The sequence below is a fragment of the Streptococcus sp. DD11 genome (assembly GCF_001578865.1).
GTDB classification, from domain to species: Bacteria; Bacillota; Bacilli; order Lactobacillales; family Streptococcaceae; genus Streptococcus; species Streptococcus panodentis.
The window spans coordinates 416,632-436,977 of sequence record NZ_KQ969393.1; the positions used below are offsets into that span (position 1 = coordinate 416,632).

At 46.1% G+C, this 20,346-nt stretch carries 25 protein-coding genes; 23 read left to right on the forward strand and 2 right to left on the reverse strand.

Annotation, left to right across the window (positions count from 1 at the left end; translation table 11 throughout):
- Positions 1-170 precede the first annotated feature (170 nt).
- The 6 genes from STRDD11_RS05240 (at position 171) to STRDD11_RS13610 (ending at position 2,761) form a co-directional block, all read left to right on the forward strand.
- Positions 171-320 carry a bacteriocin gene (locus STRDD11_RS05240; protein ID WP_128836038.1) on the forward strand — a complete coding sequence of 50 codons (150 nt, stop codon included), beginning with the start codon at positions 171-173 and terminating at the stop codon, positions 318-320.
- A gap of 190 nt (positions 321-510) precedes the next feature.
- On the forward strand, positions 511-1,176 hold the full coding sequence (locus STRDD11_RS05245; protein ID WP_128836040.1) for a CPBP family intramembrane glutamic endopeptidase: 666 nt from the start codon (positions 511-513) through the stop codon (positions 1,174-1,176).
- Positions 1,177-1,399: 223 nt separating this feature from the next.
- Complete coding sequence (locus STRDD11_RS05250) at positions 1,400-1,639, forward strand: Blp family class II bacteriocin (protein WP_128836042.1); 240 nt, start codon at positions 1,400-1,402, stop codon at positions 1,637-1,639.
- Between the two features lie 39 nt (positions 1,640-1,678).
- Positions 1,679-2,077, forward strand: a complete 399-nt coding sequence (locus STRDD11_RS05255; RefSeq protein WP_128836044.1) for an immunity protein — start codon at positions 1,679-1,681, stop codon at positions 2,075-2,077.
- 306 nt (positions 2,078-2,383) lie between these two features.
- Complete coding sequence (locus STRDD11_RS13605; RefSeq protein ID WP_164828390.1) at positions 2,384-2,536, forward strand: hypothetical protein; 153 nt, start codon at positions 2,384-2,386, stop codon at positions 2,534-2,536.
- A gap of 57 nt (positions 2,537-2,593) precedes the next feature.
- Entirely contained in the window at positions 2,594-2,761 is a 168-nt protein-coding gene (locus tag STRDD11_RS13610) for a hypothetical protein (RefSeq protein ID WP_164828391.1), read from the forward strand.
- Positions 2,762-2,893: 132 nt separating this feature from the next.
- Here STRDD11_RS13610 and STRDD11_RS05260 read toward each other — a convergent pair whose 3' ends face one another.
- Together STRDD11_RS05260 and STRDD11_RS05265 are read right to left on the reverse strand one after the other, a co-directional pair.
- Positions 2,894-3,211: a hypothetical protein gene (locus STRDD11_RS05260; RefSeq protein ID WP_128836046.1), complete on the reverse strand. Its 318-nt coding sequence runs from the start codon at positions 3,209-3,211 to the stop codon at positions 2,894-2,896.
- A gap of 67 nt (positions 3,212-3,278) precedes the next feature.
- Positions 3,279-3,449 carry a DUF3042 family protein gene (locus STRDD11_RS05265; RefSeq protein ID WP_125331339.1) on the reverse strand — a complete coding sequence of 57 codons (171 nt, stop codon included), beginning with the start codon at positions 3,447-3,449 and terminating at the stop codon, positions 3,279-3,281.
- A gap of 130 nt (positions 3,450-3,579) precedes the next feature.
- Here STRDD11_RS05265 and miaA point away from each other — a divergent pair, with 130 nt between their 5' ends.
- From miaA to STRDD11_RS05355, 17 genes are all read left to right on the forward strand, one after another.
- Positions 3,580-4,473: a tRNA (adenosine(37)-N6)-dimethylallyltransferase MiaA gene (miaA, locus tag STRDD11_RS05270; protein ID WP_128836048.1), complete on the forward strand. Its 894-nt coding sequence runs from the start codon at positions 3,580-3,582 to the stop codon at positions 4,471-4,473.
- Between the two features lie 91 nt (positions 4,474-4,564).
- A complete protein-coding gene (hflX, locus tag STRDD11_RS05275) occupies positions 4,565-5,803 on the forward strand; it encodes a GTPase HflX (RefSeq protein ID WP_128836050.1) in 1,239 nt (412 codons plus the stop codon).
- The gene (locus tag STRDD11_RS05280) at positions 5,796-6,419 is read left to right on the forward strand and encodes a cystathionine beta-lyase (protein WP_164828392.1); all 624 of its coding nucleotides are present in this window, start codon (positions 5,796-5,798) and stop codon (positions 6,417-6,419) included. Before hflX ends, STRDD11_RS05280 begins: the two co-directional genes overlap by 8 nt.
- A 10-nt stretch (positions 6,420-6,429) precedes the next feature.
- Entirely contained in the window at positions 6,430-7,359 is a 930-nt protein-coding gene (gene rnz / locus STRDD11_RS05285; protein WP_128836055.1) for a ribonuclease Z, read from the forward strand.
- Positions 7,356-8,111 (forward strand): SDR family NAD(P)-dependent oxidoreductase, encoded by a 756-nt coding sequence (locus STRDD11_RS05290; protein ID WP_128836057.1) that lies wholly within the window; start codon positions 7,356-7,358, stop codon positions 8,109-8,111. Before rnz ends, STRDD11_RS05290 begins: the two co-directional genes overlap by 4 nt.
- Before the next feature lie 20 nt (positions 8,112-8,131).
- Positions 8,132-8,863 carry a class I SAM-dependent methyltransferase gene (locus tag STRDD11_RS05295; protein WP_128836059.1) on the forward strand — a complete coding sequence of 244 codons (732 nt, stop codon included), beginning with the start codon at positions 8,132-8,134 and terminating at the stop codon, positions 8,861-8,863.
- A gap of 139 nt (positions 8,864-9,002) precedes the next feature.
- Positions 9,003-9,794, forward strand: coding sequence for an acyltransferase family protein (locus tag STRDD11_RS05300; protein WP_346962586.1), 792 nt, complete (start codon positions 9,003-9,005; stop codon positions 9,792-9,794).
- A gap of 246 nt (positions 9,795-10,040) precedes the next feature.
- A complete protein-coding gene (locus STRDD11_RS05305; RefSeq protein WP_128836060.1) occupies positions 10,041-10,460 on the forward strand; it encodes a GNAT family N-acetyltransferase in 420 nt (139 codons plus the stop codon).
- 448 nt (positions 10,461-10,908) lie between these two features.
- Positions 10,909-11,373, forward strand: coding sequence for a MarR family transcriptional regulator (locus STRDD11_RS05310; protein ID WP_128836330.1), 465 nt, complete (start codon positions 10,909-10,911; stop codon positions 11,371-11,373).
- On the forward strand, positions 11,360-12,568 hold the full coding sequence (locus STRDD11_RS05315) for an alpha/beta hydrolase family protein (protein WP_128836062.1): 1,209 nt from the start codon (positions 11,360-11,362) through the stop codon (positions 12,566-12,568). The genes STRDD11_RS05310 and STRDD11_RS05315 overlap by 14 nt, the downstream gene beginning before the upstream one ends.
- A gap of 20 nt (positions 12,569-12,588) precedes the next feature.
- The gene (locus tag STRDD11_RS05320) at positions 12,589-13,401 is read left to right on the forward strand and encodes an alpha/beta fold hydrolase (RefSeq protein ID WP_128836064.1); all 813 of its coding nucleotides are present in this window, start codon (positions 12,589-12,591) and stop codon (positions 13,399-13,401) included.
- A 419-nt stretch (positions 13,402-13,820) separates the two neighbouring features.
- A complete protein-coding gene (gene rfbD / locus STRDD11_RS05330) occupies positions 13,821-14,672 on the forward strand; it encodes a dTDP-4-dehydrorhamnose reductase (protein ID WP_128836068.1) in 852 nt (283 codons plus the stop codon).
- A 110-nt stretch (positions 14,673-14,782) separates the two neighbouring features.
- Positions 14,783-15,931, forward strand: a complete 1,149-nt coding sequence (locus STRDD11_RS05335) for a beta 1-4 rhamnosyltransferase Cps2T (protein WP_128836070.1) — start codon at positions 14,783-14,785, stop codon at positions 15,929-15,931.
- Complete coding sequence (locus tag STRDD11_RS05340; protein WP_128836072.1) at positions 15,928-16,863, forward strand: glycosyltransferase family 2 protein; 936 nt, start codon at positions 15,928-15,930, stop codon at positions 16,861-16,863. The genes STRDD11_RS05335 and STRDD11_RS05340 overlap by 4 nt, the downstream gene beginning before the upstream one ends.
- Positions 16,864-16,872: 9 nt before the next feature.
- The gene (locus tag STRDD11_RS05345; RefSeq protein WP_128836074.1) at positions 16,873-17,679 is read left to right on the forward strand and encodes an ABC transporter permease; all 807 of its coding nucleotides are present in this window, start codon (positions 16,873-16,875) and stop codon (positions 17,677-17,679) included.
- Entirely contained in the window at positions 17,679-18,896 is a 1,218-nt protein-coding gene (locus STRDD11_RS05350; RefSeq protein WP_128836076.1) for an ABC transporter ATP-binding protein, read from the forward strand. Before STRDD11_RS05345 ends, STRDD11_RS05350 begins: the two co-directional genes overlap by 1 nt.
- A 38-nt stretch (positions 18,897-18,934) precedes the next feature.
- Positions 18,935-20,346, forward strand: a 1,412-nt coding sequence (locus STRDD11_RS05355) for a glycosyltransferase family 4 protein (protein ID WP_128836077.1), incomplete at its 3' end; no start/stop codon positions are given.

A 20,346-nucleotide genomic window follows, 5' to 3' on the forward strand; every position in this document is an offset into this window, starting at 1 on the left:
GCTGTTGAGGGTGGTGGAGATCCATCTTACAATGCATTTTATAAGCTTGGTTATGCAATTCGTACGGCTTACTACGGTACACGCATGATGGCTTGTGTGGAATGGCACATTTGCTAAAGTTAAGCAGAATTACAGCTGCCCTATTTCTAACTTAGTAAAAGGAGAAAGTTATGGTTTACAAAAAATTAGACGAAAAAGAACTGCAAGATATAAATGGTGGAAGCGTTTTTCCTATTCTTCCAAATTGGGACCAATTTTTAAATTCTATTTGCGGGTTCATTGATGGCCTAAATGGTGCTAAAAAGAGGGGAAGCTGTTAGATAGGATTCTTTAACAGAAAAATTGTCATAGCTGCCTCATCATTTGTATTATGATTTCTATAAAAATGAGTATTTCTCCTGCAAATTATGCAGGGGAGATATTCATTTCTTATAAAACCAGAACTAAATTAAATACAGTCTCGGATTTATTCCAGTTTCTTATCGGAATTATCTAATCGTGGAGGTTGTAATGAAAGTTTTTAAAATCTTCCTATTTATTTTAGGTATTCTATTTGCAAGTGTCCTATTGCAAATTCCCTTGACTTTAGCAGTTTTTACAAAAGGAATAAACGATTGGTTACGAATGCCGATTTTACTTGGTTTGGGGAGTTTCTTGTATTTTATCCTTTGGAAATTTCGAGCCCATATGAAAATTGAATCCATTCCTGCTCGTTTGAATCCCTTATCTTTGTTTAAAGTTTTTTCTTTGACCTTATTAGTGCTAGGACTTGAAATAGTGATTAATCTGATTTTAGCAGGTATTTTTCATGTTGATTTAGATATGAGCAGCAGACATACGATAGAAAATGTTCTATTTTCAAAAAATTTTTTGCTTATCTTCATCTCTTTACATTTTCTAGCTCCTGCATCAGAAGAATTACTTTTTCGAGGCATTTTCCAAGAGTATTTATTGCAGCATTTTCCAAAGCGGGCGATAGTTAGTATCCTGTCATGCGCTTTTCTCTTTGCTTTTGCTCATACTTATGATTTTTTATCCATTAAAACCTATCTAATGATGATTTCTGGTATTTGCTTTTCTTATATTTACTGGAAAAATCGAGATATTCGCTGGCCAATTTTCTCTCATGCGCTCTATAATTTGGCAATTACAATTTTGACTTTGCTCTTTAAATAAAACCAGCATTTGTCTCCAGCAAGTGCTGTTTTTGATTAAAAATGACTGTTTAGGAGTAAATAGGGACCATTTATGAATTTTGCCCCTCAAGCTTGGAATAAAGTGCTATACTCTAGTTGTCGAGTTGCAATGAGACTAAACAAGTTCACTCAAACTTGGACTAAAGAAGAAATCTGATAGATATGTTCTTTAATCCCTCGCATTTCATGAAAGGAGTCATGTAATGACTACAAAAACAATTTCACAATTTGATGTGATGGACGAAAACATGCTGGCTGCTGTTGAAGGTGGCGGTGTTGATTGGGGCAAAGCAGTTTCTTGTGCTGGAAGTATTGCGATGGGAGCAATGGAAGGATACGGTATGGCTGCTGGATCAACTATCTATCTCGGTCCTTTTGCGATTGGAACGGGAGCAGTTGGAGGAATTATAGGAGGAATCGGAGGAGCGTTTTACTGCGGTTAGTCTATCAATATTGACTTTAAGCCAAGGGGGGAATAAAAGATGAGGAAATTATTTAAAAACAAGCTTTTGATAAGATTTTTAACAGCCCAGCTTCCTGGACTAGCTATCCTAGTTGTGCTTTTCAGTGGAGAAATCTTTAAAGCACCTATTCTTGTCCAGTCTTGCTTTACCTTGTTCCTGGCAAGTAATATATTTTTAAATCTTTACTTTATCAACAAATCAGAGTCAGGGAATAGGATTTCAGCAGTATCAGGACAAACTTTCTTTACCATTCTGACTCTTTTCATGCTTCTTTTTGCTGCCTATCGTCTGATAACAGTCGGCGATGAATTTCAGAAACTAATTGCCTTGATTTCAACAATTTTACTCTTCGTTTTATTTGTCCTGCTCGTCTGGGGAGCTAGGTATGCTAGGAGGTATGAAAGTAAAAATAAATAGGCTTGTTAGATAGCATTCACTTTGATGTGTTTGCTGTCTTTTTTATTAAAATGACTGTTTAGGAGTAAATAGCGACCATTTATGAAATTTGTCCCTCAAACCTAGCGGAAAGTGCTATACTGAGGGGGAAATAAGGCGAGGGAATCGATCATGAAAAGTAAAATAAGATTTTCTATTTTATTTCTCTCGGTGTCTATTTTGTTGGTAAACTTCTTAGTCACCCCCTATAAATACCCGGTGATGGCTGGACTTTTAGTTTTAAATTCTCTGCTGACGGTTATTTATGTTCGTAGAAAGTAAATGATTATGGTTCCTATTTTCCTTAAAGTCGGGCTGGAGTGTTTCTTCCTCCTGCTTCTGGCATCGTTTTTAAAGGATGCCTTTCGCTATAACAAGCAGCAAATCAGGCACATTCTCATCTGTGTCCTGCTGGTCTTCCTGTCGGATTTGATTATCTAGCAGGGAAATGTCTGGCGGTCTTTCCTATTTTCAAAAATTATAAAATGAGGTGTTTTCATGAAAACAAGACATTATATCGCAATCGGTTTTATTATCGCATTTTTCGCCATCCTCTTTCTGGTACGTTGGCTCTGCGGGGAGAAGAGTCTCATTTTCGTCCTGCTGCCTTTGCCTCTGGCCGCTGTGCTAGGTTCCATTTACTTTAAATACTTTGATTGGCTCTGAGTTTGGCGGCAAGGAAGGAGTGGATTGTCATGACAAATACGAGACGGACAGTAGCAGCACTGGTATTGGCTCTCTCTTTACTGACAGCGACAGGGCTTCTTTTGGAAAACCCGCTTGCCAGCTTTTGTCTTTCTATTTCTTGTTTTCTGCTTGGCAGAGGCGTTTATCATCTGGTATGCGGCAAGTAGAGGCAAGCCACAGATTAGCGGCCGTCAGAGTTTTATCCTCTTTTGGACCTATATCAAGCGCCAGAAATTTTACTATTTCTTTATTTTGCTTATCTCTGCCTTGCTCATCTGGCAGTCTGGCGGGCAGGATATCAATGGCTTGTTTTGCATGGGACTCTTGGAGCTGCTTCTCTTGAGCGCCTATACCCTCAGTTCCCATGGCATTGGGCCAGCAGAGAGAAAATCTCTCTTTTAAAAATCGTCCCCCTAAAACAGCAGTCATAAGGTCTGCTGTTTTTTGTATAAGAAAAAGCCTGGAGTATTCCAGACCTTTAATACTTAAGGGCAGCTTAGTGAGACACACGTCTGCGAGCAGCTTTTTTACGGTTTTCTTCGATGAAAGCCGCTTTTTGTTCTTCAGGTTCGATGACTTTTTTCTTGACAGCATAGACTGCACCTGCTACAGCAGCGACAGTAGCAGCAACACCTGTAAGAACGCCTTTTCCAAATCCTTTAGCCATGAGAATACTCCTTTTCTGAACTTTGATGGGAAGCTGCATTCACAGCTGGAAAAATCATCTGTGAACACAGGTTCTTATTTATGTTATAATTAATAGTAACGAAAAAACAAAATTTTTTCAAGGAAAAAAGATGAAAACCAAAATAATTGTGATTTTGGGGCCGACTGCAGTCGGGAAAACGGCCCTGAGTATTGAGCTGGCAAAGCGCTTTAAGGGCGAAGTCATCAGCGGCGACAGCCAGCAGGTCTACCGCGGGCTGGATATTGGGACGGCTAAGGTGACTGAGACCGAGCAGGAGGGCATTCCCCATCATCTGCTGAATGTGCGAGACGCCGACCAGTCCTATTCGGCTTTTGACTTTGTGACGGAGGCCAAGGCGGCCATTGCCGACATCCATAGGCGGGGCAGGCTGCCCATCATCGCCGGCGGGACGGGCCTTTATATCCAGAGCCTGCTGGAGGGCTATCATCTGGGCGGCCAGGTCCCCCATGAGGAGATTCTGGCCTATCGGGCGCAGCTGGATACTTGGTCGGATGAGGCTTTGTTCGGAAAAATAGCAGAGCTGGGCTTGGACATTCCCCAGATTAACCGCAGGCGGGCTATGAGGGCGCTGGAGATTGCTCATCTAGGCGGCCGGCTGGAAAACAGCCAGCCAGACTATGAAGCCCTGCTCATTTGCCTGGATGACGAGCGGGAGCGGCTCTATGAGCGGATCAACCAGCGGGTGGATCACATGCTGGAAGCCGGCCTGCTGGAAGAAGCCCGCTGGCTCTATGACAGCTATCCTGATGTCCAGGCCAGCCGCGGCATTGGCTACAAGGAATTTTTCCCCTATTTTGCCGGCCAGATGAGCTTAGAAGAGGCAGTGGCCAGGCTCAAGCAGAACACCCGCCGCTTTGCCAAGCGCCAGCTGACTTGGTTTCGCAATCGGATGAAGGCCGCTTTTTATCAGGTGGGCGAGCCAGACTGCCAAGAGCAGATTATGCAGGACATCAGGCGCTTTCTGGAGCGGGAGCGGCTGTGAGTCTCAGCTGATCAGGGAAGCCTGCAGAATACCGCTGGCCTCCGCTGCCACGTGCGAAAGTGCAATAAATCTAAAATAGAATTAGAGTAAGATGATAGAAACAGAGAAAAAAACAGAGCGTGTCTTTCTGGTCGGTGTGGAGCTGGCCGACACGGAACATTTTGACCTATCCATGGAGGAGCTGGCCAGTCTGGCCAAGACGGCAGGAGCTGAGGTCATCGGCTCTTACAGCCAAAAGCGGGAAAAGTACGACAGCAGGACCTTTGTCGGCTCCGGCAAGTTAGAAGAAATCCGCCAGATGGTCGAGGCCGAGGAGATCTCAACCGTCATTGTCAATAACCGCCTGACGCCCCGCCAGAATGTCAATCTGGAGGAAAGTCTGGGGGTCAAGGTCATTGACCGCATGCAGCTGATTTTGGATATTTTTGCCATGCGGGCGAGGAGCCACGAAGGCAAGCTGCAGGTCCATCTGGCACAGCTCAAATACCTCCTGCCCCGTCTGGTTGGTCAGGGCATCATGCTCAGCCGGCAGGCGGGAGGCATTGGCTCCCGCGGTCCGGGAGAAAGCCAGCTGGAGCTCAACCGTCGCAGCGTTCGCAATCAAATCCATGATATCGAGCGTCAGCTGAAAGCGGTGGAGAAAAATCGTGCGACTGTCCGGGAAAAGCGGCTGGAATCCAGCATTTTCAAAATCGGCCTCATCGGCTATACCAATGCCGGCAAGTCCACCATCATGAACTGCCTGACCAGCAAGAGTCAGTATGAGGCAGACGAGCTCTTTGCTACACTTGATGCCACGACCAAGAGCATCAACCTGAGCGGTCAGCTCAATGTCACTCTGACCGATACGGTTGGTTTCATTCAGGATTTGCCGACAGAGCTGGTGTCCAGTTTCAAGTCTACGCTGGAAGAAAGCAGGAATGTCGATCTGCTGGTCCATGTCATCGATGCCAGCGACCCTCATCATGAGGAGCATGAAAAGACCGTGCTGGACATCATGAAGGACTTGGACATGCTGGACATTCCCCGGCTGACCCTCTATAATAAAGCAGATAAGGCTGAGAATTTCACCCCGACCCTAACCCCTTATTCCTTGATCTCTGCTAAGGCAGACAATAGCAGAGCTGTCCTGCAGCAGGTCCTGCTGGAGAGGATGAAAGAGCTCTTTCTGCCTTTTACTATAAGGGTCGTTCCAGCCAAGGCATACAAGATTCATGATTTGGAGAAAGCAGCCATCATCGGCAAGCGGGAATACATAAACGATGTCGAAGCGATTTCGGGCTGGATTGCTGAGAAAAATAAATGGAAACTGGAAGAATTTTATGACTGATTATATAGACTTGGCCCTGCGCTATGGCGGCTTTACCAGCCTAGACAGGGTCTATCTGGAGCAGGTGCTGGCGGGTCTGACAGAGGAGCAGCGGCTGACCTTTATCACGCCGCCGCCCAGTGTTATCAATGCTTACTTTGCTGAGCTTTACCAAAAGAAAAGTCCAGAGACCGCGACAGCTTATTTTCTGGAAATCAGCCAAGCGCTGAACTTATGGAATCCAGAGCCCAGCTTTGCAGAAAGCAAGCCCTTTATCCGCCTCAACCTATCGGGTAAGTCCTATGGATTTTGCTATGAAGGCGCGGAGCTTGGCTTGGTCTTTGCGGAGCAGGCAGAGCCGGTGACGCCAGCGCTGCTCTTTGAGATCGCCCAGGTCTTTCCCCAGTATCTGGTCTATGAGGAGGCAGGGAGAATCTATATGAAGCCGCTTGAGGAGGTATCTCCAGTTCTGGACAGTCAGGCGCTGACTGCCTTGACCGACTGGCAGCAGCTGGCGGACGGCCGCCAGAGAGTAGTCGGCTACAATCAAGACGAAGTCAGTCAGCTGGCTCAGACCTACTCTGGCAGAAAATACTATCACTCGCAGAATCGCTCTGCCATGATTTATATCATTTAGAAAGAAGCACATGCAATTACAATTTTTAGGAACCGGAGCCGGTCAGCCGTCTAAGGCCCGCAATGTCTCCAGTCTCGTCCTCAAGCTCTTGGAGGAAATCAATGAAGTCTGGATGTTTGACTGCGGCGAAGGCACCCAGCACCAGATCTTGGAGACAACCATCAAGCCCCGCAAGATCAGCAGGATTTTCATCACCCACCTGCATGGCGACCATATTTTCGGCCTGCCGGGCTTTCTGTCCAGCCGCTCTTTTCAGGCCAATGAAGAGCAGACGGATATTGACATTTACGGCCCCAGCGGCATCAAGAACTTTGTCCTGTCCAGTCTGCGCGTGTCGGGCTCCCGCCTGCCTTATCGGATTCATTTCCATGAGTTTGACGAGGGCAGTCTGGGCAAGATTTTGGAAACGGATAAATTCACCGTTTATGCTGATAAGCTGGATCATACCATTTTCTGCGTGGGCTACCGCATTATGCAGAAAGACTTGGAAGGGACGCTGGATGCGGACAAGCTGCGGGCAGCGGGTGTTCCCTTTGGTCCGCTTTTTGGCCAGGTCAAGAACGGTCAGGATATTGTCTTAGAGGACGGCACCGAGATTATTGCAGCGGACTATATTTCGCCGCCCCGACCGGGCAAGACACTTGCCATTCTGGGCGATACCCGCAAGACTGCAGCCAGTGTCCGTCTGGCTGTGGCAGCAGATGTGCTGGTCCATGAAGCCACCTATGGCAAGGGAGACGAAAAAATCGCCCGCAGCCACGGCCATTCCACCAATATGCAGGCGGCAGAAGTAGCTAGGGAAGCCGGCGCCAAGCGTCTCCTCCTCAATCACATCAGCGCCCGTTTCCTATCGAAAGATATTAGCCAAATGCGGCGTGATGCCGGCAGTATTTTTGAGCCAGTGCACATTGTCAAGGACTTGGAAGAGGTGGAGATATGAGAACGATTGTCATCACCGGTGCCAGCGGCGGGCTGGCTCAGGAAATGGTCAAGCTGTTGCCTCATGACCGCCTGATTCTGGTCGGCCGCAGCAGGTCTAAGCTGGAGGAGATTTACGGCCAGCAGGAAAATCTGGACTTGGTAGAGCTGGATATTACCGACAGTGCAGCCTTGGAAAGCTTTGCGGAGCGGATTGACCGCCAGTATGGCCCTGTCGATGTGCTGGTCAACAATGCTGGTTACGGGATTTTTGAGGAATTTGACAAGATTACTTCCAGCGATATAGAGGCCATGTTTGAGGTCAATACCTTTGCCCTCATGAATCTGTCCCGTCTCTTCGGAGCCCGCATGAAGCAGGCAGGTCAAGGTCACATTGTCAATATTGTCAGCATGGCCGGTCTTATCGCCAGTGCCAAGTCCAGTCTGTATTCAGCGACCAAGTTTGCGGCCATTGGCTTTTCCAATGCCCTGCGGCTGGAGCTGCTGCCTTTTGGGGTCACTGTCACCACGGTCAATCCAGGGCCGATCCGGACTGCTTTTTTCGATCAGGCGGATCCGGACGGCACCTACGTCAAAGCCGTGGACAAGTATATCTTAGAGCCCGACTTTGTTGCAGGCAGGATTGTCAGCTCTTTTGGGAAAAAGAAGCGGGAAATCAATCTGCCGGGCATTCTCAATCTAGCTCACAAGCTCTACACACTTTTTCCGCGAATGGCTGATAAAATGGCCTCTAAGATGTTTAACTATAAATAAACTGAGGGAAAAAGAAAGGACTGTCTATGAACCTGCAAGCCTATAAAAATCATTTAGAACAGCCTTGGGGGAAGATTTACTATGATATTCTATTTAAACAATTAGAAGACATAAAAGGACAGCGGATCCTTGATTTCGGCAGCGGCTTTGGCATTGTGGCTAATTTTTTAGCAGAAAAAAATGAAGTTGTAGCAGTTGAGCCTGACGGAGCCATGATTGCGGAGCGCCGGCAGGACTTTTCCTATGAGCAATTGCAGGGCAGCTTGGACCTTCTGCACAAATTGCCAGACCAGTCTTTTGATGCCATCGTCTGCCACAATGTTTTGGAGTATGTGCCCGACCCAAAAGCCTGCCTGCAGGAATGCTCCCGGCTGCTCAGGGAGGGCGGACAGCTTTCTCTGGTCAAGCATCATGAAGTCGGCCGCATTCTGCACACAGCCGTTTTTGAAGCGGATGCGGACAAGGCCCTGCGGCTGCTGGCTGGTGAAAATTACCAGACTCACAGCATGGGGGAGGCCAAGCTTTATCAGCTGGATGACCTGATAGCAGACCTGCCCCTGCAGACAGAGCATTATCAGGGCCTGCGGATTTTCTACGGCCTGCAGGATAACAGCTTCAAGACCCAGCCCGGCTGGGCCCAGCAAATGCTGGTCGTGGAGAAGGCAGTTTATGACCGCTCTCCCTACCGCGACATCGCCGCTTTTCAGCACTTTTGGCTGAAAAAAACTGCTGCTCTGGTGGAGGGTAGGTGATTTGACACGCAAAGAAAATCAAAGATGTCAGAACAAACCGATGCAGATAGATCTAGGGTCCATCAAAGAAGCTTCCCACAGCCATCTTAGATTTTTAAAGAGTATGAGCTTGATTCAAGTGTTGTAAGGAGACTTGCTGATGTTGAAAAAAGAGAGAGCCGGGCAGGAGCAGCCGATTAACTATGCCATGCTCAGCATTTTCCAGTATCTGGCATCCATTTCGGTCATTCTGGTCCACTGCCAGAGGCTTTTTGCCAATGACCTGCTGCATTTCACGCAAAAAAGCATGTTCGGCCGTATGGCAGTCCCTTTCTTTCTGATTTCCTCTGCTTATTTGCTCAGGGCCTATCTGGCCAAAAAGGGCAGTCTCAAGTCTTATATACAGCGGATTCTAAGGCATTACCTGCTGTGGAGCGCCCTCTATACCCCCTATGCCCTGCTCTATTTTTGGTCGCTGCCCATTGACAAATACTATGCTCCTCTGGCTCTGGCCGCCGGCTTTCTCTATATCGGTCTCTGCTACCAGCTTTGGTACATACCGGCCTTTCTCTTAGGGCTATTGCTGGTTCACTTTTTCTATAAAAAATGGGGTCCGAAAAAGACGGGGATATTCCTGCTGCTCCTCTATCTCATAGGCTCTGTGGAGACCTATTATGGCTATTTTGCCGGAAGCTGGCTGACGCAGCTCTATGACGGCTATGCCAAGCTTTTCTTTACGACGAGAAATGGGATTTTTTACACACCGATGTTTATCTATCTGGGCTATGTGCTGTATGATTGCTGGCAGACGGATTTCTTCAAAAAATCCTATGTCAAAAAGCTGATTTGGTCCGCCATGTTTCTTATGCTTGATGGTGTGATTGTTTTTCTGCATCAAGGGGTGGATAAGAATTTTTCTTGGGCTTGCTGCCTTTTTCCCTCTTTTTGGTGAATTGGGTGCTGCGCACCAGGATAGGCCTAGGCTGTCAACTCCGCCATCTCAAGCAGTTAAGTGTTCTCTATTTTTTCCTGCATCCTATCTTTATCGAAGGTGCTTTCTACTTCCTGAAAGGAACCGATTTTTCACCGTGGGACAAGGGAAGGTTTGTATTTTTCATCACCCTGCTGCTGACGCATGTGACGGCAGAGGTTTTGATCAGGCTGCAGCGTCCCCAAATTTATAAAAGGAGTTAGAACTATGATCCAGTATAAAAAAGCCCCCCAGCTGACCTTAGCGCCTGTCTTGAAATTGTATGAATCGGTCGGTTGGAGCAATTATATCGAGCGTCCGCAGCATTTGGAGCGGGCGCTCAGTCAGTCCTTGTTTGTAATGGCAGCTTATGACGAAGATGAGCTGGTTGGCCTGATTCGAGCAGTCGGTGACGGCGCAACCATTGTCTTTATTCAGGATTTGCTGGTGCTTCCCCGCTATCAGCGTCAGGGCATCGGCCGCAGACTCCTTGAGCAAACGCTGGAAACATTCAGGGATGTCTACCAGATTCAGCTGGCAACGGAGCAATCGGACAAGAATCTGTCCTTTTACCAAGCGCTGGGTTTTCGCCGGCAGGAGGATTTCAACTGCACCGGCATGATTTATGCACCAAACAAAGCAGAATGACGGAAATGAAAACTGGCAGGATTAAACTGCTGGTTTTTTTCGTTTTTTTGAAGCTTAATATTCAATGGAAATTATCAGCAGACAGGATAGCAGCGATCTGCCGCGTCAAGAATTTTTTGCCAAAATAAAGCGAGGCTGAAACACTTTTGCTCCAGCCTCCTTATCCACAACCTTTAACAGTTTGACGAAAGTCGGGAACTGCCTTCCCCTTATCCCCAGCCTCAGCAAGACGACGCTGACGTGGTTTGAATAGATTTTCGAAGAGTATCAGTTTTGAAAACATATGCTAGTTCTTGGCCAATTTTCAGTATTCCTCGCTATTTTACTGCTGGAAGGTCAAAAATACTAAAAAATCAAGCTGTTTTTCCATCCTTTCTTGTCTTCTCTTTTCATCTATGCTATAATTAGTTTAGTTCATACAAAACCGAACCAACGAAAGGAGATTGAAATGGATAAAGAAGGATCTCAAAAGCTGTCAGAGCTTTCACAGGTTTTTACTGGCTTGGATTTTCCACAGAATCAAGCACTGATTCTTTCTTTTTTAATTGTTGAGGGCAGGGGGAAGGTGACTTTTAAGCGAATGATAAATGAATTGGCTTTGTCCAAAGCCAGTGCCAGCCTTGCTTTGCGCGCCTTGGAGGAAAAAAAGCTTCTTTACAATCAAAAGCAAGAAGGCAGCAGGGAGCGAAAAATCATCTTGCATTTATATGGCATTGTGGATTATCTGATGCAGCGCATGCAGGTCTTGCAGGGCATGAGAGTGTTATTTGAGCAGGCGGCGCTTTGGCACCAAGAGGATGCCCAATATGCGCAGGAATTTTCCGATGTGGCCGATCTGTATGCAAAATTGGATCAGGCGGTTATGGCCATTGCTGCAGAGTTTAGCGGAGGAATTGCGAATGAAAAAGAGTGAAGAAATCCTAAAGCGTCAGGAGCAGAAAATCAAATACAGCAATAAAGATATGGATTTTATGCTGAACTGGGTCATGGGAATTGGTCAGCTGACAGGGATGAGTGCGGCAGAAGTGCTGTTGATTGCTGTTCAAATCAGAAATGGAAAACCTAAGGACTGGCGGGAAGCTTTTAACAGACATGCCAACTATTTATCAGAGCAGGCTCAGGAAATGCAAAAGAAAGCCTATTATCGGACAGCTTCTCAGCAGTATTTTGCTGCTTGCTACTCTCTGAGAGCTAGTCTGCAGTTTGCCGATCCCAAGCAGCCGGATTATCAAACTGACTACCAACGAATGGAGGCCGATTTCTTAAAAGCTGTACAGTTCATCAACCTTCCTTTGCAAGAAATTGCTCTGCCTTATGAGAATCAGACCTTGCCAGGATATGAACTAAAAAGCAAGAAAGAAAATCAGCCAACTGTCATGGTCGTTGGCGGTGGCGATACCGGCCGTGTTGATTTGTTTTACTTTCTGGGCTATGCTGCTTGGCAGGCAGATTACAATGTTCTGATGGTGGATCTGCCGGGGCAGGGCATCAATCCGAACAATGGTTTGCCCTTTACGGTTGATGCGGGGCAAGCTATTTCGGCTGTTTTAGACTGGTATGAGGCACCGTCAGATCAGATTGCCATCATGGGGTTAAGTGGCGGGGGTTATTTTACCGCTCAGGCAGTTGAAAAGGATCCGCGAATTAAAGCTTGGATTGCTTCGACACCGATTTATGATATAAAGGCTGTCTTTCAATCTTCTTTCAAAGCTGCTTTGCGTGTACCGGGTCCTCTTTTGCAGTTCATCGGGGAAATGGCCGGCAACTTTAACGAAGTGGCAGAGATGAACCTTAAAAAATATGCTTGGCAATTTGGAACAGAAAATTTCCGCCAAGCGATTGATCAAGTGATGGCCAAAGCTCAGACGGTAGACAAAGAAAAAATTGCGGTTCCATCCCTATTCCTAGTAGGTTCAGGAGAAAGTCCAGAGTTGCTCAGGCAGGCAAGAGAATTAGAAAAAAGCCTGTCAGAAAGAGGCATTCCAGTCACTGTCTGGGAATTTGATAGAGAAAGTGCGGCTGATGCCCACTGCCAAGTCAACCATCTGCGCTTGATGAATCAGGTAGTGCTGGATTGGCTAAATCAAATTTTTGAAAAAGGAATATAAAATGAAAAAATGGAGACGAAATGTTTTATCTTTATCAAGAGCAAAAATTATATTATAAAGTGATGGGGCAGGGCAAGCCCGTTTTACTGATTCATGGTTTGGGTTGTTCATCAGAATTGATGGAAGGCTGTATGGAGCCAATTTTTGAGCGGCAAGCTGGTTATAAGAGGATTTATATTGACTTGCCCGGTATGGGGCGGTCGGACGCCAACGCTGCCTTTGCAAGTGCAGACGCGATTTTGAACTTGCTTCTGCATTTTATTGATGATGTCATTGGCTCGAGCCCCTTTTTATTGGCAGGCGAATCCTACGGTGGTTATCTTTCGCGAGGAATTTTGGCTAGGAAAATGGCTCAAGTGGAGGGGCTGCTATTGATTTGTCCAGTGACTAAGCCCTATATCAAAGATCGAATCTTGCCAGAAAGTGATGTAGTTGTGAGTGAGCCTAGCTTTGATATGACAGGCAAAGATGAAGAGTTCTTTAGCGTGGCGATTTTACAAACGGAGAAAACCTATCAACGTTTTGAAAAAGAGATCCTTTATAGTCTTCGGATGATGAATCTTCCTTTTATTCAAAAATCACAGGAAAATTATGCCTTGTCTTTTGATCCAGATCAAGAAATTCAGAGCCATGGTTATGATAACCCCAGTCTCTTTATTGCAGGAAAACAAGACCAAATCGTTGGTTTTCAGCAGTTGGCTGATTTGTCGCATGATTATCCGAGATCGACCTATGCTGTGCTGGATGTTGCTGGACACAATGCTCAAATCGATCAAGAAGAATTGTTTACTGCCTTGGTAGAAAACTGGCTGAGGAGAATCAAAACAATATAAAAGAGAGTGGGAAAGAACTCCAAATAAATAAAAAGAGTTCGTCTTCCTACTCCCGCACAGTTGATTCGGTCATCTTTGGAGCTTAAAAAGCGAACGAAGATGACAATTAGCAGTGGTTCGTTGGCGCTAAAGCACCTAATGAACTGTATAGGGGAGATTCTAGTTGACGAAATTCAACAGAACCTCTCCCAACCACTGCGTCAATCTGTTTTCCCCATTCGGGTTCAAAAGGCTGAACTTTTTGTCCAGTCTCTTTTCTTATCCCCAGAATTTCTGAGCGATTTCTTGTCCTTGTTTGATTTTGGCCCATTGTTGTGGAATGGACAGTTCATTTCCAAGGGCAGTTTTTCTGGCTTCTTTTTTTCTGCTTTTTTTGGTATAATGAGGTATTGAATGTTTATGACTGAAAGGACAAACAAATGATTTTAATTACTGGAGCCAATGGTCAGCTGGGAACGGAACTGCGCTATCTTTTGGATGAGCGCAAGGAGGAGTATGTAGCGGTTGACGTGGCAGAAATGGACATTACCGATGCTCAGATGGTGGACAGGGTCTTTGCGGAAGTCAAGCCCAGCTTGGTTTATCACTGCGCAGCCTATACGGCAGTGGATGCAGCAGAAGACGAGGGCAAGGAGCTGGATTATGCTATCAATGTCACCGGTACGGAAAATGTAGCCAAGGCAGCAGAAGCGCATGGGGCAACCCTGGTCTATATCTCTACCGACTATGTCTTTGACGGCGATAAGCCTGTCGGTCAGGAGTGGGAAGTGGATGATCAGCCGGCACCTCAGACCGAGTACGGCCGCACCAAACGCATGGGTGAGGAGCTGGTAGAGAAATATTCCAGCCGTTTCTACATCATCCGGACGGCTTGGGTCTTTGGCAATTATGGCAAGAACTTTGTCTTCACCATGCAGAATCTGGCCAAGACTCACAAGACCCTGACTGTCGTCAATGACCAGCACGGCCGCCCGACTTGGACCCGGACGCTGGCTGAATTTATGACCTTCTTGGCAGAAAATCAAAAGGAATTCGGCTATTATCACCTGTCCAATGATGCAGCAGAAGACACAACCTGGTATGATTTTGCGGTGGAAATCCTCAAAGAGACCGATGTAGACGTGCAGCCAGTTGACTCCAGCAAATTCCCAGCCAAGGCCAAGCGGCCTTTCAACTCGACCATGAGCCTGACCAAGGCCAAGGCAACGGGCTTTGTCATTCCGACCTGGCAGGATGCTCTGAAAGAGTTTTACAGACAGGGGCAGCAATAACAGATAAGATGAAGCGGCTTTTGGGCTGCTTTTTTTCACCTCTGGTTATACAAACAACTCAGAAAATGATATAATAGAATGGATTGTAAAATCTTGAATTGAGGAAAACCATGAAACATGTCTTCATCATCGGAAGTCGGGGACTTCCTGCTAAATATGGGGGATTTGAAACCTTTGTCCAACAGCTGGTGGAGAATAAAATTTCTCCTCACATCCAGTATCATGTGGCCTGTTTATCAGATGATGAAGCCTTTCATCATGTCGATTATAAGGGTGCGGACTGTTTCACAGTCAAGGCCCCTAAGCTGGGGCCTGCCCGTGTGATTGCCTATGATATGATGGCTGTATCTTATGCCCTCAAGTTTGCTAAGCAGCAGCAGATTGAGCAGCCTATCTTCTACATTCTTGGCAATACCATGGGTGCTTTCATGCTTCCTTTTGCCCGTCGTATCCATCAGGCTGGCGGTATCTTTTTTATCAATCCTGATGGCTTGGAGTGGAAGCGGGCCAAGTGGTCCAAGCCGGTTCAGGCCTATCTCAAGTATTCAGAAAAGGTCATGACCAAGCATGCAGACCTTGTCATTGCGGACAATCTAGGCATTGAAAGCTACATCCAAAAGGCTTATCCTTGGTCTCAGACGACTTGTATCGCCTATGGGACCGATCTTTACCTGTCCAACCTGACAGAAAACGAAGGAAAGGTCAGAGTCTTCTTTGAAAAGTGGGACAGCAAGGAAAAGGGCTATTACCTCATCGTCGGCCGCTTTGTGCCGGAAAATAACTATGAAACCATCATTCGGGAATTTATGAAATCCCAGACCCAGCGTGACTTGCTGATTATCTGCAATCATGAGGGCAATCCCTATTTTGAAGTGCTCAGGCAAGAAACGGGCTTTGACCGAGACCCTCGGATCAAGTTTGTTGGGACGGTCTATGATCAAAATCTGCTCAAGTACATCCGCAATCAGGCCTTTGCCTACCTGCACGGCCACGAGGTCGGAGGCACCAATCCGGGTCTTCTGGAAGCTCTGGCTCAGACGGATGCCAATTTGGTATTGGACGTTGATTTCAACCATCAGGTCGCTAAAGACACGGCCCTCTACTGGCAGAAAGAAGAAGGGCAGCTGGCTGCACTGATTGACCGGGTAGATGGAGAGACCGACTTTGCCCAGCTGGGTCAGGCGGCCAAAGAAAATATGAAAGAAAACTACACCTGGGAAAAAATTGTGGGTGAATACGAGGATTTATTTTTATCATGAAAGTGAGCATTCTTCTCTCCACATACAACGGCGAGCAGTTTCTGGCAGAGCAGATCGAAAGCATTCGGGAGCAGACCTGCAGCGATTGGCAGCTCCTGATCCGCGATGACGGCTCCAAGGATGCGACCCGCTCAATCATTGAAGATTTCTGTCAAAAAGACAGCCGGATTGCCTTTATCAACCGAGACAGCCATGAAAACCTAGGGGTAATCCAGAGTTTTTACAGCCTGCTGAAATATGAGCCGGCAGACTTCTATTTTTTCAGCGACCAGGATGATGTCTGGCTGCCGGACAAGCTGGAAATGCAGCTGGCTCAGGCAGCGGACTATGACAGCAGCCAGCCTCTTTTGGTCTATACGGATCTGAAAGTAGTGGACCAAGAGCTCAATATCCTGCATGAAAGCATGATTCGGACCCAGTCCGACCACGCCAATACCAGCCTCATTCAGGAGCTGACAGAAAATACAGTGACGGGCGGCGTGTCGATGATTAACCATGCCTTGGCCCAGCTGTGGACCGGGCAGGAGGCACATGAGCTGCTGATGCATGATTGGTATCTGGCTCTTCTGGCAGCTGCCTTTGGCCGGCTGGTCTATCTTGACAGGCCCAGCGAACTCTACCGCCAGCATGCCAATAATGTCTTGGGGGCCCGCACTCTGCGCAAACGCATGAAAAACTGGCTGCATCCCCATATTCTCTTTGACAAATACTGGAAGCTGATTCGGGCCAGCCAGACTCAGGCCAGAAACCTGCTCAGCCAGCCCTTAACAGCTGAAAATAAAGAAATTATTGAAAATTTTGTGACCATCATGGACGTTCCTTTCAGGGAACGCTGGCGGCGGCTGCATCATTACCACTACCGCAAAAACCGCGCTTTCCATACATTTGTCTTTAGGACCCTCATCCTCACAAAATTTGCTTATAAGGAGTAATCATTACTTATGGACTTTTTTAATCGAAAAACTTGGATTCTCTTAAGAGAGATGGTAAAAACTGACTTTAAACTGCGCTATCAGGGCAGCTTCATTGGTCATTTATGGTCTATTCTAAAGCCATTGCTGCTCTTTACGATCATGTATCTGGTCTTTGTACGCTTCCTGCGCTTTGATGACGGAACCCCTCATTACGCTGTGGGACTGCTGCTGGGGATGGTGACCTGGAATTTCTTTACTGAAGCAACGAATATGGGAATGATGTCTATTGTTTCACGAGGAGACTTACTGAGAAAATTAAATTTTTCAAAATCGATCATTGTCTTCTCGGCCATTGCCGGCGCAGCTATCAACTATGCGATTAATTTATTGGTAGTTTTCGTTTTTGCTTTGATTAACGGGGTACCCCTGAATTGGGGCTGGTTGGTTATTATTCCTCTATTCATTGAACTTGTATTGATTTCTACGGGTGTTGCTTTCATTCTGGCTGCCTCTTTTGTGAAATACCGGGATATCGGCCCGATCTGGGAAGTTATTCTGCAAGCAGGCTTGTATGCCACACCGATTATTTACTCTTTGACTTTTATCATCCAAAGAGGGCAGGTGACGATTGCGAAGCTCATGATGCTGAACCCTTTGGCACAGATTATTCAGGATTTGCGTCACTTTGTCGTTTTTTCAGGAAGTATGCGAGGCTGGGATTTGATTGGAAATCACTGGATTGCTGCCATTCCCTATGCAGTGCCTTTCCTTGTCTTCTGGCTTGGATTCTATATTTTTAATAAAAATGCTAAGAGATTTGCGGAGATTTTATAATGTCAGATAATATTGCAGTAAAAGTTGACCATGTCAGCAAGTTCTTCCGATTGCCGACAGAGGCCACACAGAGTTTAAGGACCAGTCTGGTCAATCGTTTCAAAGGAATCAAGGGCTATAAAGAACAGCATGTTCTTAAAGACATCTCTTTTGAAGTAGAAAAAGGAGATTTCTTTGGGATTGTAGGCCGCAACGGTTCCGGAAAATCAACTCTCCTGAAAATCATTTCAGAAATTTATATTCCTGAAAAAGGGACCGTCACCATTGACGGGAAATTAGTTTCCTTTATCGAGCTGGGAGTCGGCTTCAATCCGGAGCTGACCGGACGTGAGAATGTCTATATGAATGGTGCCATGCTTGGTTTTTCTACAGAAGAAGTGGACGCCATGTATGACGATATTGTCGAATTTGCTGAGCTGGAGGAGTTCATGAATCAAAAGCTCAAGAACTATTCCAGCGGGATGCAGGTTCGTCTGGCCTTCTCAGTTGCCATCAAGGCCCAGGGAGATATTCTGATTCTGGACGAGGTGCTGGCAGTCGGAGATGAAGCCTTTCAGCGCAAGTGCAACGACTACTTCAAAGAGCGCAAGGACTCAGGCAAGACAACTATTTTAGTCACCCACGATATGGGGGCAGTTAAAAAATACTGCAACAAGGCAGTTCTGATTGAAAATGGCTTGGTAAAAGTAGTTGGAAATCCTGATGATGTTGCTAATCAGTATAGCTTTGACAATGCCGTTCAGCCAATCAAAGAGAACAGCGATTCTTCGGAAGGAGATCAAAAGCAAGAAGCCTTGGTAGAAAACTTTGAAGTTAAACTGCTGTCTCCAAGTCAAATTACCCCCGATGATGAACTGGAATTTGAGTTTACTTTCAATCAGCTGCAGGATGTGGAATCCCATATCGCCATGTCCTTCGTAGACATCAATACGAATTATGGCTACTATAATGATAATTCAATGGACTTAAAAATCGAAGGTATCGGGGAGAAAAAAGTTAGATATAAATGCAGCCTGCCTTATTTAAATCGTGCCCGCCTGAGGCTCGAAGCAACTGTCCGTGATTCTGAGAAGCGGGTTCTGGCTTTTGCTGTATCTTCAAAAGCACCGATTGTTTTCATTGAACGCAAAGATATCTCTGAGGATGATGAATCTGCTTTGGATTCTGCGACAGGACTGTTAGTCAGAAATGGCAGCTGGCAGGAGTCGAAAGCCTAAAAACTCAGGCTCTACTATAGATTGATTGAGGATAGATTATGGGGAAACGTATTTTATTTGTCTCGCCTACCGGAACCTTAGACAACGGTGCGGAAAGAGCCATCACGAATTTCATGGTATATCTGTCACAGCTGGGACACTCTGTTTTCAATGTTTACCCTGAAAATGGCCATCCGACACATGAAGCATATGTAGATAAACTGCAGTCGGCCGGTATAGCAACTTTTCCGCTGGCCACAGTAAAATGGTGGTGGGAGGAAGCTCCGGGAGAGCATCTCTTATCCAAGGAAGAGAGAATTCTCTTTTATCAAAAAAATATCCAGGATATCAGAAACATCATTTTGGAGCATCACATTGACTTAGTGATTTCAAATACAGTCAATGTTTTTCAGGGGGCAGTAGCTGCTGCCTGTGAAACAGTGCCGCATTTCTGGCTTATTCACGAACTCCCAGAAGGAGAGTTTTCTTACTATGCTGAAAAATTAGATTTTCTATTTGAAAATTCGGAAGAAGTTTTTGCAGTTCAGGGGAACCTGACCGATAGATTAAAGGACTTAAGCGCTCAGAATTCCAAGCTCAAATCGTTTATTCCTTTCACTGAGCTTTGCCAGGAACCGCTGAAAGAAGCGGGCCCAAGAAGGATTATTTCGATAGGGCTGATAAATGACAATAAGAATCAGCTTGAACTGCTGCAGGCTTATCATAAATTGGGCAGATTTGACCTGCCTTTGATTTTTATCGGCGACTGGGATGAGCAGACCAAGCAAGAGTGTGACCGTTTTATTGCTGAAAATTCACTGACCAATGTCAGCTTTTGGGGTTATAAAGCTTTTCCTTGGCGGGATATGAGCGAGTCGGACATCTGTGTCTTTACGTCAAAATCCGAATCTTTTTCACTGGTCTTTATTGAAGCCATTCTGAAGGGACTGCCAACCATTGTTTCAGACAATCTGGGCTATTCAACTGTTCAATCAATCTTTAAAGCCGGCCTCAGCTATCCGCTTGGGAATGCAGCTGCTCTTGCCGAGAAGATTTCAGATGTATTGGAGCACTTTGATGTCTACAAACAGCAAGCTCTTGAGTCCAGCCAGCGAGCCAAAGAATTATACAGAATTGACCACAGTTATGCGGAACTGCTGAACAGCATAGAGTCCGTTTCAGCTGCTCCTAAAAAACCTCTCAAAGCGCTGGAGCTGCTTTTGGGAAACGGCCTTCCAAATCATTCTATTTTTGAAGTAAAGAAGGAATTTATAACTGTTTTTTATGCCAAATCCGGTGAAGATTTTTCCGCAGACTGCAGCCACCGCTTCCCAATGCAGTATGCTGACGAAATTTATTTTCAAATCCCGGCTGACACTGCCCGGCTGCGAATTGACCTTTCGGAGGTGCCCAGCTATTATACAAATGTCAGCTTAAGACAGTACCCGGACCATCAGGAGCTTGAGATGGA

What these genes read in the sequence shown, in the direction of transcription:
- STRDD11_RS05240 (WP_128836038.1), top strand. Translation starts at nt 171, where the DNA reads ATGGTTTACAAAAAATTAGACGAAAAAGAACTGCAAGATATAAATGGT.
- STRDD11_RS05245 (WP_128836040.1), top strand. Translation starts at nt 511, where the DNA reads ATGAAAGTTTTTAAAATCTTCCTATTTATTTTAGGTATTCTATTTGCA.
- STRDD11_RS05250 (WP_128836042.1), top strand. Translation starts at nt 1,400, where the DNA reads ATGACTACAAAAACAATTTCACAATTTGATGTGATGGACGAAAACATG.
- STRDD11_RS05255 (WP_128836044.1), top strand. Translation starts at nt 1,679, where the DNA reads ATGAGGAAATTATTTAAAAACAAGCTTTTGATAAGATTTTTAACAGCC.
- STRDD11_RS13605 (WP_164828390.1), top strand. Translation starts at nt 2,384, where the DNA reads ATGGTTCCTATTTTCCTTAAAGTCGGGCTGGAGTGTTTCTTCCTCCTG.
- STRDD11_RS13610 (WP_164828391.1), top strand. Translation starts at nt 2,594, where the DNA reads ATGAAAACAAGACATTATATCGCAATCGGTTTTATTATCGCATTTTTC.
- STRDD11_RS05260 (WP_128836046.1), bottom strand. Translation starts at nt 3,211, where the DNA reads ATGACTGCTGTTTTAGGGGGACGATTTTTAAAAGAGAGATTTTCTCTC.
- STRDD11_RS05265 (WP_125331339.1), bottom strand. Translation starts at nt 3,449, where the DNA reads ATGGCTAAAGGATTTGGAAAAGGCGTTCTTACAGGTGTTGCTGCTACT.
- miaA (WP_128836048.1), top strand. Translation starts at nt 3,580, where the DNA reads ATGAAAACCAAAATAATTGTGATTTTGGGGCCGACTGCAGTCGGGAAA.
- hflX (WP_128836050.1), top strand. Translation starts at nt 4,565, where the DNA reads ATGATAGAAACAGAGAAAAAAACAGAGCGTGTCTTTCTGGTCGGTGTG.
- STRDD11_RS05280 (WP_164828392.1), top strand. Translation starts at nt 5,796, where the DNA reads ATGACTGATTATATAGACTTGGCCCTGCGCTATGGCGGCTTTACCAGC.
- rnz (WP_128836055.1), top strand. Translation starts at nt 6,430, where the DNA reads ATGCAATTACAATTTTTAGGAACCGGAGCCGGTCAGCCGTCTAAGGCC.
- STRDD11_RS05290 (WP_128836057.1), top strand. Translation starts at nt 7,356, where the DNA reads ATGAGAACGATTGTCATCACCGGTGCCAGCGGCGGGCTGGCTCAGGAA.
- STRDD11_RS05300 (WP_346962586.1), top strand. Translation starts at nt 9,003, where the DNA reads ATGTTGAAAAAAGAGAGAGCCGGGCAGGAGCAGCCGATTAACTATGCC.
- STRDD11_RS05305 (WP_128836060.1), top strand. Translation starts at nt 10,041, where the DNA reads ATGATCCAGTATAAAAAAGCCCCCCAGCTGACCTTAGCGCCTGTCTTG.
- STRDD11_RS05310 (WP_128836330.1), top strand. Translation starts at nt 10,909, where the DNA reads ATGGATAAAGAAGGATCTCAAAAGCTGTCAGAGCTTTCACAGGTTTTT.
- STRDD11_RS05315 (WP_128836062.1), top strand. Translation starts at nt 11,360, where the DNA reads ATGAAAAAGAGTGAAGAAATCCTAAAGCGTCAGGAGCAGAAAATCAAA.
- STRDD11_RS05320 (WP_128836064.1), top strand. Translation starts at nt 12,589, where the DNA reads ATGTTTTATCTTTATCAAGAGCAAAAATTATATTATAAAGTGATGGGG.
- rfbD (WP_128836068.1), top strand. Translation starts at nt 13,821, where the DNA reads ATGATTTTAATTACTGGAGCCAATGGTCAGCTGGGAACGGAACTGCGC.
- STRDD11_RS05335 (WP_128836070.1), top strand. Translation starts at nt 14,783, where the DNA reads ATGAAACATGTCTTCATCATCGGAAGTCGGGGACTTCCTGCTAAATAT.
- STRDD11_RS05340 (WP_128836072.1), top strand. Translation starts at nt 15,928, where the DNA reads ATGAAAGTGAGCATTCTTCTCTCCACATACAACGGCGAGCAGTTTCTG.
- STRDD11_RS05345 (WP_128836074.1), top strand. Translation starts at nt 16,873, where the DNA reads ATGGACTTTTTTAATCGAAAAACTTGGATTCTCTTAAGAGAGATGGTA.
- STRDD11_RS05350 (WP_128836076.1), top strand. Translation starts at nt 17,679, where the DNA reads ATGTCAGATAATATTGCAGTAAAAGTTGACCATGTCAGCAAGTTCTTC.